Genomic DNA, 13,352 nt, shown 5'->3' with positions numbered 1-13,352 from the left:
TGGGCCAAGAACGGACGTTTCCCACGGCGATGGGAGCAACGCAGTTCTACGCAATCCAGACAGCTAATACGCGGCCGCCAGAAAGTGCTACACTTTCAGGACTGGACGCCATCAAAGGCCGTATTAAGAATGGTTTCTTTGGGAGGTTATCATGTCTTCCGACTGCTATGACAGCTTTTGCCCCGTGGCCAAAGCTTGCGACATCATCGAACCGCGCTGGACACTGCTGATCCTCTGTGAACTGTCGCACGGCGCCACGCGCTTCAACGAGATCCGCCGCGGTGTGCCCGGTATCTCTCCTACTCTCCTGTCGAAACGCCTGAAGGAAATGGAACAGCACGGCTTGGTTCGTCGTGTCGAAAGCGATGCTGGTGAGCCGGGCTACACCACGACCGCCATGGCTGACGAATTGAAGCCCGTGGTGCAGGCTTTAGGCAAATGGGCGCATCGAAATATCGACAAGGAAGTCTCGCTTAGCAAACTTGATGCGCGTCTGTTGATGTGGAACATGCGCCAGAAGATCGATACCAACGCCTTTCCGCGAGGCACGACGACGGTCATCCAGTTCACCTATCCGGAACTGATCGAAAGCGAGCGGCACTATTGGCTCGTGGCCCGTCCGGGTCACCCCGTAGATCTCTGCCTGCTCGATCCACGCCATGACGTCGATCTGTTCATAAGGGCCGATCTGAAGGCGATGACCTCGGCCTGGATGGGATGGTCGACCCTGCGCAGTGAAATCAATTCAAATTCTCTTGTCTTGATCGGCGACCGCAAGCTGATTGCCACGCTGGAAACATGGATGGTGCGTAGCAGCTATGCCGCCGCTCCGGAGCATCAGGCCGCAACCAGAGCCAGCGCTTAGCAATCTGTATCGGCTTGCTCCACTTTCTGCACTATCTGGCGGGTCGAGCCAGTGATTGGTTGGTCTCGTTCAAACCACGAAAGGAAATCCCGATGGATCCCAATCTGACCGCTACTCCCCTTCCCAACGCCAACAAGGCGCTCTGGGAAAAGGGTGACTTCACACGTATTGCCGCTGCCATGCGCGAAAGCGGTGAGGCCCTCGTTAAATCGATCGGCGTCGAAAAAGGCCTAAGGGTGCTGGACCTCGGTTGCGGGGACGGTACGACAGCGATACCGGCGGCGCAGGCCGGCGCGAATGTTGTGGGCGTGGACATCGCCCGTAATCTTGTCACGGCCGGCAATGCCCGTGCCAAGGCCCTACAGCTTTCCAACATTCGCTTCGAAGAGGGCGACGCGAGCGATCTGGTCAACCTCGAAGACAGGGGATTCGACGTCGTCGTCTCGATCTTCGGCGCCATGTTCGCACCCAGGCCCGGCGATGTCGCGAGAGAAATGGTGCGCGTCACCAAGCCCGGCGGCAGGATCGTCATGGGCAACTGGATCCCCGGCGACCCTACCCTCGTGGCGCAGATACTCAGGATCAGCTCGGTCTATTCACCGCCTCCGCCGGAAGGCTTCATCAGTCCGATGACCTGGGGCGTGGAAGCCAACGTGATCGAGCGCTTCCAAGCCGCCGGCATCCCTCCTGTTAACATCACCTGCGAGAAAGATACTTACACATTCAATTACCCCGGCCCGGCTACGAATTTCCTCAGTCAGTTCCGTAATTTCTATGGTCCGACTATGAATGCCTTCGAGGCGGCAGCCAAGACTGGAAACGGCGAGGAATTGCAGAATGACCTTGATCTGCTGTTCAACCGCCAGAACCAAGCCAAGACCAATGACGCCACGACGATCCCCGCCTCGTTCCTGCGGGTCACCGTACGGGTGCCATAGGTTTCTGACGCCTCGTCCGATTGGCGCGGGCGAGGCGTTCCACTGCGGATCAGACCGGCGGCTTCCCCGCGCCGCCCGAAACCTCGCACCCACATACCATAGCCAGCGTCCGGTGAACGCATTCTCGAGTGGTTGAATGTGAGAAGCTATAGGAGGCGTTTCATTTCATCTGCCATGACGCCTTCGATGATCTTATTGCGGTTTCCTTAGCGGGGATGTCGGTTATGCTTGTGCCATCGAGGATCACCTGACCCGATGACGGTGCCAGCAGCCGTGACAGGGCTCGAAGCAGCGTGGACTTGCCGCAGGCATTCGGCCCGACGATGACGGTGAAGGAACCGTCGGGGATCGATACTGACAGGTTCTACGAGATGGTGCACTCATCATAGCGCAGCGTCACACTGTCCGCATGCAAACGTGCGGCCGGATGTGCAGGAATTGGGTTTTGGCGTTGGTTGTTGGTTCGAGTTCGGGTTGGTATCTGTACCGGAATGGGTATTGGTGCTTTCGCTATTGCCGGTGTTTGTGTCGGTCATTTGCGACCCTCGCGCGTAAGAAGCCAGAGAAAATAAATGCCGCCGATTCTGACCGTCATCACCCCAACGGATAGCTGCACCCCGAATGCATGTTGTGCAGCCCAGTCGGCAGCCAGCAGCAGAAGACCACCCATCAGGGCAGACGGTATCAACGCAACCCCAGCCGAGCAGTTAATTCGCCGGGCGATCTGTGGTGCAGCCAGTGCAATGAAGGAGATCGTCCTGCTGCAGCGGTGACGATGGCGGTCAGCGCCACACCACACACCATCAGCAAAGCGCGCGTTCAGTTGGCGTTAACGCCTGATGCGCGCGCCATGTCATCGCCCACCTCAAGCTGGCGCATCGGGCGCGACAGAAAAAGTGCCGGCGGCGAGACGAGGCACAGCACGATGACAACAGGCAGAAGCTGTTCGAAGCCAGGACCATTGAGCGAGCCTGCGCCCCATATGGCAGCCGACATCGCAACCTGCAGATCGGCCTCGCGGATCATCCATGTGTTGAAGGCAGAGAGCATGGCGGCCACACCAATACCGACGATGATCAACCTAAAACCCTGCACACCACGCCGGTAGGCGAGCAGATAAACGGCCATCGCCGTGATGATGCCACCATTCAGCGCCCCGGCTGCCGTCTCATAATAGCCGCCCGACAGAAGCAACATGACAACCAGTGCTCCGGTGTAGGAGCCCGCCGAGAAACCAATGATATCAGGCGAGCCCAAGGGATTGCGGGTCAATGACTGGAAGATCGCCCCGCTCATGATGCCAGCTTCGAGTTCGCCGGGGAACAAGATCAGCCGTCCAGCAATGTCGGCGGACAGCAGCAGCACAGGTGCATAGATCATCGTCAGCGGGATGATCCAGCGTTGATCGGGTCCGACAAACCAGCGCACCACATGCGGCACCATCAACCCGACAAATCCGACTGGACCATAAGCAGCTGTTCCGGCCCCTGCCAGCAATGTTACAGCAATGAGGGTGAGGATACGGCCTGCAGAATATTGACACCGAGTGAACGGGCGAGATCATCGCCCAGCGACACGACGGCATGACTATATTATTATTGCGAAACTAGTATACGACGTGTGGTTCTCGTGTGTTGAAACACGGTGTGTTCCGGTCTGACTTCGAGAAGCTTTTTGTTGATCGGTAGTCAATAGTTGCAGATGGTCCCAACAATCCACACAATCTTGAAGCTTCACGGTTCAGTCGCAACCTCCGACCCCGGCAACATTCCTATCCGCCACTCGCTGTTTGCTTTGGCTCCGCAATGGCACCGAAGGTTCTCCTGACAACCACTACAAGATTGTGGAGTAGCAATAGCCTGCCGATCACGGCTAAGGTGACGGTTCAGAAGAATCGATGGTGAAGGCGATGAAATCGGATATCGGACATCTTCCGCAGGCAAAGCAGGTCGAACTTGAAAAGGTCGTCCGCATCATCCATGAAGAGTTTGCTGGCGTGGTCGAGCGTTCGAAGTCGGATGCGAAAAAAGACGGGCGGATTTACAAGATCATCCTGTTTGGTTCCTATGCCCGCGGTACCTTTGTCGACGAACCGCATACCTCGAAAGGCTATCGTTCGGACTTCGATATTCTTGTCATCGTCAGCAACAAGGAACTGGCCGACCCGAAATACTGGGACAAGGCCACCGACCGGCTAATGTGGGACAAGGATATCGAAACGCCTGTTGGTCTGATCGTGCATGGTGCCCGCGAGATCAGCAATTTTTTGCATGACGGGCAGTACTTCTTTGTCGATCTCGCCCGTGAAGGCATCATTCTCTACGAGTTCGATGACCGACCGTTGGCCGAACCAAAGCCGCTCAGCCCAACGGATGCGCTCAGGGTGGCAGAGGAACATTTTGAAAAGCAGTTTCGGAATGCAGTCGATTTTCTGAAAGGTTCAAAATTCTTCGTTCAGGAAGAGAACCTCAACCTCGCTACTTTCAATCTTCACCAATCCGTAGAGACAGCCTATTCCTGCTATCTCCTAACGCTTACAAATTACAGCCCGCCGTCGCACAATCTCAAATTCCTGCGTGGGCTTTCCGAGGATCGTGACCGGCGGCTTGTCGATATCTGGCCGCGCGAACAGCAACGCTTTACCGCATGGTACAACATTCTCAACGAAGCCTACGTCAAGGCGCGCTATTCAAAACAGTTCTAGATCAGCGAAGAGGCACTTGCCTGGCTTCAGGAGCGGACGGCTGAACTTCATACCCTGATTGAAACACTCTGTAGGGAGCATATCGAGAAGCTGCAGCAGGAACCGAAGTCCTAACGTCGCGGTTACAGCCAGTGCGCAACGGTTCACTTTATGGCATCACAGGGGTGATCATCGGGCTGTAGATCTGAAGGCCGACTATGCGGAAATGCCTTTCGATGGAAACATCCCCGCGGTGTGCCCATGGCAGATGGTTCGAAGACCAATTTTGGTTTTGATGACTGGTTTTTCCTTCAAGATGAAGATCACATGAGTGTGCGTGCCTCATTGACGAAACTGCGTATCGAGGTCGCGGCGTTGAATGCGTTTTATGAACGAGTAAACTGACGTACAGTTCAACGGACATAGGGAGGAACCAACATGTCTGACGCCAACGATGTTCTCAAGATTATCAAGGATCAGGACGCAGCGCATGCCCGTGGCGACGCCAGGGCCATTGTTGCTCCAATTTCTGAAGACGTTGTCTTATTCGATCTGCCTCCACCGCTCCAAATAGTCGGTACCGCAGACGATGGGATCGCCGGTCTCGAGGAATGGTTCGATACCTGGGAAAACGGCGTATCCGTCGAACTTCAAAACCCGACAGTCATCGTCGAAGGTGATTTGGCTGTCGTGTTCGGCCTTAGCCAAATGAAGGGCGTCAAGAAAGGCGAAGGGCCAGTTGATGCCTGGAACAGAAGGACAGTTGTTCTGAGCCGGCGCGACGGCCAGTGGAAGATCATTCACGAGCACAGTAGTTATCCCATGGCAATGGATGGCAGTGGGCGTGCGATGACAGAGCTCAGACCGGGTTGAGCCAGCAGCTAAAGATAAATAATCCATTAACGTCGAATGAACGCGTGAGAGATATCTCACGCGTTCTCATTTCGCAATTCGCGGCTGGTTAGCCGCGCAGAAGTGCTGCCTGAATGAGGGCGATGCTGGAATTGCCGATGGGCAGGCTGCTTGCAAACAGTGCTTCACGAGCCGCAGTAGCGCTCGAAAATAGTTCAGCATTCTGGGTCAGTTCACGCACATCCAGACCAGAGCTTTTTGCAGAGTTTACAAGACTGTCCGTATGATCTTTACACGCCGTGGTCATGGTAACACTGTTGCCGGCTTGGGCTGCAGAAACGCCATCGCGCGCGCCGTTCAGAGCCGTCAGCATACCGGCATAGTCTTCCGCGGTTGTCGATGCGGAAATGCTGATGTCGCGCGAACCGGCGGCGCCCACCAAGCTGTAAGACGCGCCATTGCCGCCTGCATACGATTTGGACAATGCGTCGTTGTTGGCGCTAACAGAAATAGTCTTTAACTCGCCTTTCAGACTGGAGAGTTCCTGGTTGATTGCATCGCAGTCGGTAGCGGTTGTTGCGCTGTCGCCAGCCTGTTGTACCAGCGTAGACATTCTTGTGCGTACGAGCTGGGCGTTGCTGAGATTGGCATCCTCGGTCTGCGCCTTGGCGATCACCTGGCTCGCAGCAGCTTCAGCAGAATTACCGGCCTTTGCTGGTGAGACAGGTAGCTGTGCCATTTCGTTAATGCGTAGGCCCGTCGAAAGGCGCTCAATCGAGATTCTCAAGCTATTATTCGTGCGGGCAAGATTTTGCTGTGCACTGAGGGAAGCTGGTTGGTTTTAAGGCTAAGCATGTTGTTCTTTCTAAAAGAATAGATGAAGTATAGCGTTTAGAAAGTGGCTTCATGCCGGGTAGTCCACGCTCGCCATTTGCGTGCTGTTGAGGCCAATATGCCACCGTCAGTTGAAATGAGTTGTAGTAATTGCGTATAATTTTATCGCAATCTACTTTTATGGAGCGATTTGTAAGTTACGCACATTATTTCCGCAGGACTTGTGGTTTCTTCCTTATTGCATACCTATCGTTTGCAACAAACAGATTTAGAGCCTTCCACTGTTGCTCGTAGCCATGTGGTCCTCTGGCTCAAACTCCTGAGAAAATCCTGTTGCTCCCATGCCGGTGTTCATGACGTCTGCGTCAAACCGCGTGTTTTAAAACTCCGGTTGTCCGTTGCCATCGTGCTGTAGATACACGTATAAGTCGTGGCGAACTATTACGTGGAAATGGACGATGGAAACTCGGATTTGGGCTTATCAGATCATTCCTGGCACTGACGAGTTGTTGTTCTATGCTGCGACTGAGGAGCTATGCCGAAGTGAAGCACAAAAACAACGTGCCGATATCAAGTCAATCGTTTCCGGACATGTTGGGCCATTGGCGCCGATGGCCCTCTATCAAGTTATCCTGCGCGAGATGACGGTTCCTGAGATTATCGGCGTTCTGAACGGAGAAATCTCATTATCTGACGCCAGCACCCTAAGTCGCAGCGTAGTGGGGCACATTGATTAGCTGGTTGGTTGGCCCCAGCCGAAGCACTGGTTCGAAACATCCGATCCATAATTCGATCCCAAACAACGCACGAGAAATGTCGATCGTTAGATTTCGGAGTCTTTCACAAGCCAAGGCATTGGCCTGACATTAACTCATTGGTCAGCAACGACACTTACACTTTGTATTTTAGAGAATTGGCGCATACCCTGTGTTTCGGGAGAAAGCCGTGAACTTTCGCAGGCACATTGATCGACTCTTAGGTCATAGCTTGAAAGCACACGGTAGACCGTGTCAGCAGGCAGCAGCAGTATGTTGCCGGTTTTCACCACATGGCGAGCTTGAATTACTTCTCGTGACAAGCCGAGACACTGGCCGGTGGATTTTACCCAAAGGAAATATAGAGCGGAAGGAAGCACCATATCTCGCCGCGCAACGCGAAGCTTCCGAAGAATCCGGAGTTCAGGGGAAGGTACGAAAGAGGCCGATCGGATTTTATTCGTACCTTAAAGACGGAGACAGGGAGCTACAGGTTTCTGTTCATTTGCTCAGAGTGACTAAGGACACCGCAAAGTTCAAGGAAACTGAACAGCGACAGAAGGCGTGGTTTAGGCCATCGGTTGCGGCACCACTTGTCGATGAGCCCCAGCTTCGGAAGTTGCTATCATCCCTCAATGCACTTGAGTGACTTGCGCCTCAGGACAAGAGACTTTCCAAAAAGCTCTCTGTTAAATACGCCTCAGTTATCGCGGCCCCGTTGCCAGTGGGCTATAAAAGCCCGGTCAGTCAACGAGACTGAGAATTCTCAAGTCGATGCATAGTTGACTGGTGACTGCTTAAACGTTTCACCTGGCAACTGGTGATAGAATGTTCGAGCTTGGTTCGCGCATTGTTCAGAGCGCTTTAGTTTAGCGTAATATAAGCGCTGACGCGTCGATGTTTCCTTGACAGCTAATCGCCCAGATTTTCGTCAAATGGCATGATTGCACTTCCGACACTAATCGCCCGAAGCTTTTTTCAAGAGTGGAAGGCTGTTGACTGCAACGGCTCTTCCGTTGTCGAGTTGAATGATGCCACTTGCTCTCAACTTCGTCATGTTGCGGCTCACAGTCTCAACCGTCAGTCCCAGAAAGTCAGCAATTTCAGCTCGAGTGAGGGGAAGGTCACATTTATAACCACCGCCTGAGGTGGAACTCGCCTTCGTGACAAACATCAGAATAAGACTCGCGACCTTTTCAAAGGCGGTTTTGCGTCCGACTGACAACATCCAATGCCTGGCCTGATCAAGCTCATCCAACGTTTGTTTGTACATCGCATCTTCTACCTTGGGATTACGGCCCAAGATGTCATTGAGCAATGCATTCGGAATGGCACATAATTCGCTGTCGGTGGCAGCTTGAGCTGTCACTTGACTGATCCTAGCGGGCAATAGTGCAGAAGAAAACTGCAGCCCAACAATTTGTTGGCGACCATCTGATAGTCCCTTTGACAGGTGGACCACGCCCTTCACAATGTTCTTGGCTCGTACGTTGTCGCCCTCAAAGAAGATCGGAGTGCCTGCCTTGAACGTTCGCCGGATTGTTCTCCGCCCGACCTCGCTCAATTCTTCAACGGACATGACAGCGCAAATTCCGGAATATCTGATATGACATGCGAGACATTTTGCAGCTATCTCGACGGGCTCGGTTGCTATCTTGGTCATAATGCTCTCCATCAATTGTTTGGTCGACGGATCACACACAACATGGATCAGAATTGTCAATTGTCAGAAATGATCAACGGAGTCTAAGGGGGTGGTGCGCTAGCAGAAAAACACGCCACAAATCGATGGCGGTCATCGTCTAACAAGCTAACGGCTGATGTGCCATCTTTGATGAAAACAGTCCCGGTATTGCATCTCGCCCACCGCGTTTGGACAAGTCCGGTAAAGCGTCATCCAGCGTTTGGTTCACTTGCAGCGATTGCGTCGGTCGTCAGGCGGTATTCCGCCATCTCAGCGGGGGTGAGATAATAGAGCTGGTTCGGCGGGGTTTCGAGCGCGTGGATCCACAAACCAGCACCGATATCCATTTCCTCAAGATGTCGCGCTATACGCGCCGTGGCTGCCTGAGCACTAGACATCGCCTGCTCCGGCGACGGGCGCTCGATGTTACCATTGAACACCTGATGCACGCCCACTATGGCATCCGAAGCACGCCGCCTGAGACTAGATTAAACGTCATCGGCTTGCGTAAGATTTCCTCGGGGCTAGAGGGTTGGACAAGTGGTGCGCCTGGGGCACCTGGCGCGGTCGTCGGTGGGAGAAGGGTTGGTAGGTCCGGCATTGTTTCAAAAGCGGGTCGCGCCGCTTCGGCTGTGTTGATCTCCCGGATGTCGACCACCAAAAAGGCCAATGATGCCGCGAGCAGGACGTAGAAGGCACCGCGCATTAATACACCATCATCGATGCTGAGTACGGCCTTGAGCGCAGATGCTGGTTTCATGTCGCCGGACCTTTACGCGGCGTCTTGTTGAGGCCGAGACTAGTGATGTTATTGACCTCCGTGTCGTCCGCGCTACCTTCAGTTTCCGCAATAGCTTCCTCTGTGGCCTTCACTTCACTAGCCGACATGGATCCGGCCGCGATGGCTTTCTGCATTTCCATTGTCTGCATCATCTCAGACACCGTAATACGTTCGGCAAGCGGCATCGTCTCATCCTGTCTACGAATTGCGCCATTTACCACCGCCAGAATGAACACCATGACCCCTGGTAACAGATCGATCGAAATGGCCCCTGCCCATGCGGGAATGAAATCCGAGGCATACCGCAGAACGGCTTCCGCCGATGAGAGCGGCACGAAACGCCGATCGGCCACGGGAGCACGCGAAAGGATCTCGTCGGCGGCTTCCGACAGCACCTTGGATTGAGCCGCAACAGAGGTTCGGATCGTCTCCATCACACGGTCCTGACGGCTGATCAGATCCTGTACGCCACCGTCTGGAATCGGAGCGATGAAGCCAAGGGAAAGGTCGTCGGCGGCCCGGCGGATGGAGGGCGCAATCGAAGTTTGGCCCAGCGAAGCGATGACACCGGTGAGGGCCACGACTTCTGATGAGAATTTGTCGGCCCGTGGTTCGACGACGCCCGGAGCAGAGACCAGACCACGCATCGTCTCGAGCCGTTTTTGCCCTTCATTAAACAGAGTGGTCACCTGCTCACGCGATGCATTGATCCCGTTTTCCAGCTCATTGTCAACCACGTCGCAAGCGTACGGATTTTTTCCCAGGTGCTGTTGTAGATGCTACCCGATAACCAGACCATTGCTCGCTGCACCGCCTGTGCGTCGCCAAAGGCGGAAATGAAATTGGCTCCGGCCCAAGCCAAAGAACTGAGGCCAATACCAATGAGAATGATACGCAGCGATGAACTGCCGCTGTTCCATGACAATGCATAGATCGCTAGCGCCATTGTCAGCGCTCCGGCAAACGCAAGCCACGATAAAAGGTGAGTGGGTGGCACTTCGAACCTGACGATTACGATGACGGCGGCGAGTGCTGCCCCGGCATTGACACCGATCAACCCGGGCTCCGCCAGTGGATTGCGAAGTACCGATTGCGCGATGAGGCCCGAGACGGCCAACGATGCACCGACCAGAAATCCCATTACAACCCGAGGGAGCCGAACATCGTGTACGATCCGTGTCGACAATGGTTCAGCCGAGGGGCTGTCGGTAAGGACAGCTAGGACCTGCTCCAACCCGATCGGATGATCACCAATCGCCAACGCCTTCAAAAGCAAGACAGCCGTTAATCCCAATAACGCGAGAACGCTTCGCATCAAGCAATACCGCCTGAACGCGATCGCGCCAGCCACACGAAGAAAGGTGCTCCAATCAGAGCAAGCGTGACCCCGACTGGAATATCAATCCCGGTCAGGCTTCTTTGCAGCCCATCTGCTGTCACGACCAACAAAGCACCTGACAGTGCACAAAAAGGCAAAATCCATCGGTAGTCGATCCCAACACTCAGGCGCACGATGTGCGGCACTACAAGCCCCACAAAACCAATCGGGCCGGCAAGTGCAACGGAACTTCCGGCCATTAGAATAACCATGGCTCCCGAGATAAGCCTCCATACCACGACGTTCTGCCCGACCGCCTGCGCGACATCCGCTCCAAGGCTCAGCGTCGTGACCTCCTTGGCAAGCAGCAGAGTGGCAGCTACGCCCGCAAGGGCAAAGGGCGCCACGGCGACGACAGAAGCCATTTCTTTCCCCACCAAAGAACCGACAGACCACATTCTGATAGTATCGATAGCCTTCATGTCAAAGATCAGTAGCGACGCAGAAACCGAGCCCAGAAAAACACTGAGTACAGCGCCGGAAAGGGCAAGTTTGACGGGTGTCACACCCGATATTCCGGCCGCTGCGATGACATAAACGATTGCACCTGCGACCGCAGCGCCGCCGAAGGCAAACCATAGAAATACGAGTGGCGATTGCGCATTAAAGAAAACGATGGATATGACAACCGCAAAAGCGGCTCCGGCGCTTATCCCGAGCAGATCAGGTGACGCCAATGGGTTGCTTGTCACCGCCTGCATCAATGCTCCTGCTACACCCAATGTCGAACCGACGATGATGGCTGTTAGAACTCGTGGCAACCTGATCGTCGAAATAATCACATCCTGGTGGCTAGTACCCTCCGACGTTACGGCACGTAATGCATCACTAAGCGGTATCGCAGTTGTACCGACGGTTAGTGACCACAGGCTGAGAAATGCGAGCAGAAGCGCTAGCAGGCCAAAAGAAATCAATCGGATCGTTGCCGACCTCCGCTTGGGCGTGACGAGCGCCACTTCAGGGCCTCGCGATGATATATTTCTCGATATCGTCGAGAACTTTGTGAGTCGACGCCAATCCGCTGAACTCAATCCAGGTGGCGGCATCAACGCGGTAAACGCGTCCCGCCTTGACCGCTGGCAACATTTGCCACAACGGATTCGCAAGTACGGCCTCATGTCGACCGCTGGTCGCGGAATCGTTGGAGCCCCCGACGATGTAGAGAAGGATGTCTCCATCGAGACCAGCTAGTCCTTCGAAATCGAGGCGTTTCGTCCCGATATTGGTCTTCGACGTTTCGAAATCAGTACGCCGCACACCTGCCTCGCGCATCACATCAAACGGTGCCCATGCATCGGGTTCATCGAGGTAGACTTGAAACTCCCACGGCGTGATGCGGACGACGGAGACACGCAGGTCTTTTGGAACTCGCTCGCGAATTGCTGCAACACGCTTTTCGTATTCAGCAAAGCGACCCGCTATACCGTCCGAGATACCCGCGACGTTTGCCAGAGTATGATAGAACTCCTTCCAGTTCGCACCGGTAAGCAATGCCGTCGGCGCTAACTGCGAGGCCATCTGGTATGCTTCCTCACCAATAAAGTCATTGCCGATGATAAGGTCTGGCTGAAGTGCGATGATTTTCTCGATGCTCGGTTCCATAAATGAGCCGAGATCAACCACACCCGCAGCTTCCGCTTTCGATTTCAGATCCAAATCGCTCATACCGAATAGGGGAGCACCGACAATAGGCAGACCCAGTTCAAGCGCGATGCCGAGGCTGAAGGTAGGGACAAGAGATATGATGCGCTTGGGCTCCTTAGGTGCGCACAGTGGCGGATGAAGTATCGCACCGTTCTCAATAAGCCTGCCTTCACATTGGGCGAAAGCGGGAAATGCTAACAGGCTACCGAGCAAAGCAAGAGTGATGAAGCGCATGGACGAACCAAACATGAGAGAGGTATTCATGATTTGACATAACTTGCCAGAAAGGCCAGCGCAACGTCTGAAAATCAATTCGCCGATGCGCACCATGTGCCAATAGCGACGACAGCCCTGTTTAGGGCGAGCGTGTTGTAATTAATAATCCACGCGCCCCGCTTTCAAAATTACGCAAAAGTGCTGCCTCAGTTTCCGGATTTCCATAGGTTGTACCCTGCCCGCCGACTAAGTGGAAATAATCTCATATTAGCAACACCATTTTCCCGCGACAATTCGGATTGTCTGAAGCGTCCAGTATTGAAACATCAGGACCGTCAAAATTCTGCCAAAAAAAGCTGTGGCAACCTTTCTGCGCCCAATTTGAAGGCGCCTGCCTATTTTAAAATCAACAACTTGCATACTATCTTTTGACTTTCGTCATTTTTGACGAATTATTAACAAAATCAAACACTTGAGTGCGTCAATCATATTGCTATAATCCCTCATGAATCTGAGAGGAATACGGCAATGCCTAAAATTGTATCTGCCGAGGCGGGGCAACCCAAACCAAGTCGGACAAGAGAACTGATTACGTTTGGCATTCTTGCCTTCGGTATCTGGCCGGTCCTGGCTGTGGGATTTGTCGGTGCCTACGGTTTCATCGTCTGGGCATTCCAGATCATTTACGGGCCCCCTGGCCCTCCCGGTCACTGAGAGCTGTG

The 13,352-nt window shown here is 54.0% G+C and carries 12 protein-coding genes and 6 pseudogenes; 8 read left to right on the top strand and 10 right to left on the bottom strand.

The features are described from left to right. Window positions 1-151 precede the first annotated feature (151 nt). Window positions 152-865 (top strand): winged helix-turn-helix transcriptional regulator, encoded by a 714-nt coding sequence (locus HGO37_RS24645; RefSeq protein ID WP_250985673.1) that lies wholly within the window; start codon window positions 152-154, stop codon window positions 863-865. Between the two features lie 92 nt (window positions 866-957). After that, window positions 958-1,803 (top strand): class I SAM-dependent methyltransferase, encoded by an 846-nt coding sequence (locus tag HGO37_RS24640; protein ID WP_250985672.1) that lies wholly within the window; start codon window positions 958-960, stop codon window positions 1,801-1,803. A 196-nt stretch (window positions 1,804-1,999) separates the two neighbouring features. Here HGO37_RS24640 and HGO37_RS24635 read toward each other — a convergent pair. From HGO37_RS24635 to HGO37_RS24625, 3 genes and pseudogenes are all read right to left on the bottom strand, one after another. Next, window positions 2,000-2,218, bottom strand: a pseudogene (locus HGO37_RS24635) (ATP-binding cassette domain-containing protein); the annotation flags it as partial. A 117-nt stretch (window positions 2,219-2,335) separates the two neighbouring features. Beyond that, on the bottom strand, window positions 2,336-2,602 hold the full coding sequence (locus tag HGO37_RS24630) for an iron chelate uptake ABC transporter family permease subunit (protein ID WP_250985671.1): 267 nt from the start codon (window positions 2,600-2,602) through the stop codon (window positions 2,336-2,338). A gap of 20 nt (window positions 2,603-2,622) precedes the next feature. Continuing rightward, entirely contained in the window at window positions 2,623-3,300 is a 678-nt protein-coding gene (locus HGO37_RS24625; RefSeq protein WP_250985670.1) for an iron chelate uptake ABC transporter family permease subunit, read from the bottom strand. Between the two features lie 412 nt (window positions 3,301-3,712). Here HGO37_RS24625 and HGO37_RS24620 point away from each other — a divergent pair. From HGO37_RS24620 to HGO37_RS24610, 3 genes and pseudogenes are all read left to right on the top strand, one after another. Then, window positions 3,713-4,621, top strand: a pseudogene (locus HGO37_RS24620) (nucleotidyltransferase and HEPN domain-containing protein). 81 nt (window positions 4,622-4,702) lie between these two features. After that, window positions 4,703-4,891: pseudogene (locus tag HGO37_RS24615) on the top strand (DUF3833 family protein); the annotation flags it as partial. 33 nt (window positions 4,892-4,924) lie between these two features. Next, complete coding sequence (locus HGO37_RS24610; RefSeq protein WP_250985668.1) at window positions 4,925-5,359, top strand: YybH family protein; 435 nt, start codon at window positions 4,925-4,927, stop codon at window positions 5,357-5,359. Between the two features lie 88 nt (window positions 5,360-5,447). Here the strand turns inward: HGO37_RS24610 and HGO37_RS24605 are convergent. Next, window positions 5,448-6,158: pseudogene (locus tag HGO37_RS24605) on the bottom strand (flagellin); the annotation flags it as partial. A gap of 472 nt (window positions 6,159-6,630) precedes the next feature. On the opposite strand from HGO37_RS24605, the gene HGO37_RS24600 reads away from it, so the two are divergent. Both HGO37_RS24600 and HGO37_RS26595 read left to right on the top strand, forming a co-directional pair. Then, the gene (locus HGO37_RS24600; protein ID WP_250985666.1) at window positions 6,631-6,909 is read left to right on the top strand and encodes a hypothetical protein; all 279 of its coding nucleotides are present in this window, start codon (window positions 6,631-6,633) and stop codon (window positions 6,907-6,909) included. 190 nt (window positions 6,910-7,099) lie between these two features. After that, window positions 7,100-7,576, top strand: coding sequence for an NUDIX hydrolase (locus HGO37_RS26595; protein WP_352230604.1), 477 nt, complete (start codon window positions 7,100-7,102; stop codon window positions 7,574-7,576). Between the two features lie 309 nt (window positions 7,577-7,885). Here the strand turns inward: HGO37_RS26595 and HGO37_RS24595 are convergent, their stop codons facing one another. The 6 genes and pseudogenes from HGO37_RS24595 to HGO37_RS24570 all read right to left on the bottom strand — a co-directional run bounded on the left by HGO37_RS24595 (window position 7,886) and on the right by HGO37_RS24570 (window position 12,744). Continuing rightward, window positions 7,886-8,590: a Crp/Fnr family transcriptional regulator gene (locus HGO37_RS24595; protein ID WP_250985665.1), complete on the bottom strand. Its 705-nt coding sequence runs from the start codon at window positions 8,588-8,590 to the stop codon at window positions 7,886-7,888. A 230-nt stretch (window positions 8,591-8,820) separates the two neighbouring features. Continuing rightward, window positions 8,821-9,371: pseudogene (locus HGO37_RS24590) on the bottom strand (hypothetical protein). Then, a pseudogene (locus tag HGO37_RS24585) lies at window positions 9,368-10,117 on the bottom strand (hypothetical protein); the annotation flags it as partial. The pseudogenes HGO37_RS24590 and HGO37_RS24585, both read right to left, overlap by 4 nt. Next, window positions 10,078-10,707, bottom strand: coding sequence for a FecCD family ABC transporter permease (locus HGO37_RS24580; RefSeq protein ID WP_250985664.1), 630 nt, complete (start codon window positions 10,705-10,707; stop codon window positions 10,078-10,080). The gene HGO37_RS24580 and the pseudogene HGO37_RS24585, both read right to left, overlap by 40 nt. After that, a complete protein-coding gene (locus HGO37_RS24575; RefSeq protein ID WP_250985663.1) occupies window positions 10,707-11,684 on the bottom strand; it encodes a FecCD family ABC transporter permease in 978 nt (325 codons plus the stop codon). Before HGO37_RS24575 ends, HGO37_RS24580 begins: the two co-directional genes overlap by 1 nt. A gap of 43 nt (window positions 11,685-11,727) precedes the next feature. Further along, on the bottom strand, window positions 11,728-12,744 hold the full coding sequence (locus HGO37_RS24570; RefSeq protein ID WP_250985662.1) for an iron-siderophore ABC transporter substrate-binding protein: 1,017 nt from the start codon (window positions 12,742-12,744) through the stop codon (window positions 11,728-11,730). Between the two features lie 414 nt (window positions 12,745-13,158). Here HGO37_RS24570 and napE point away from each other — a divergent pair, with 414 nt between their 5' ends. After that, on the top strand, window positions 13,159-13,344 hold the full coding sequence (gene napE, locus HGO37_RS24565) for a periplasmic nitrate reductase, NapE protein (protein WP_250985661.1): 186 nt from the start codon (window positions 13,159-13,161) through the stop codon (window positions 13,342-13,344). Window positions 13,345-13,352 lie beyond the last annotated feature (8 nt).

The organism is Rhizobium sp. CG4 (assembly GCF_023701965.1).
Classification (GTDB): domain Bacteria; phylum Pseudomonadota; class Alphaproteobacteria; order Rhizobiales; family Rhizobiaceae; genus Agrobacterium.
The sequence above is the reverse complement of the archived record's forward strand: the minus strand, read 5'-3'. Positions and strand labels throughout refer to the sequence as shown.

Coding starts and splice junctions, on each gene's coding strand:
- HGO37_RS24600 (WP_250985666.1), top strand. CDS start 6,631: ATGGAAACTCGGATTTGGGCTTATCAGATCATTCCTGGCACTGACGAG.
- HGO37_RS24645 (WP_250985673.1), top strand. CDS start 152: ATGTCTTCCGACTGCTATGACAGCTTTTGCCCCGTGGCCAAAGCTTGC.
- HGO37_RS24610 (WP_250985668.1), top strand. CDS start 4,925: ATGTCTGACGCCAACGATGTTCTCAAGATTATCAAGGATCAGGACGCA.
- HGO37_RS24580 (WP_250985664.1), bottom strand. CDS start 10,707: ATGCGAAGCGTTCTCGCGTTATTGGGATTAACGGCTGTCTTGCTTTTG.
- HGO37_RS24640 (WP_250985672.1), top strand. CDS start 958: ATGGATCCCAATCTGACCGCTACTCCCCTTCCCAACGCCAACAAGGCG.
- napE (WP_250985661.1), top strand. CDS start 13,159: ATGCCTAAAATTGTATCTGCCGAGGCGGGGCAACCCAAACCAAGTCGG.
- HGO37_RS24570 (WP_250985662.1), bottom strand. CDS start 12,744: ATGGTGCGCATCGGCGAATTGATTTTCAGACGTTGCGCTGGCCTTTCT.
- HGO37_RS24595 (WP_250985665.1), bottom strand. CDS start 8,590: ATGACCAAGATAGCAACCGAGCCCGTCGAGATAGCTGCAAAATGTCTC.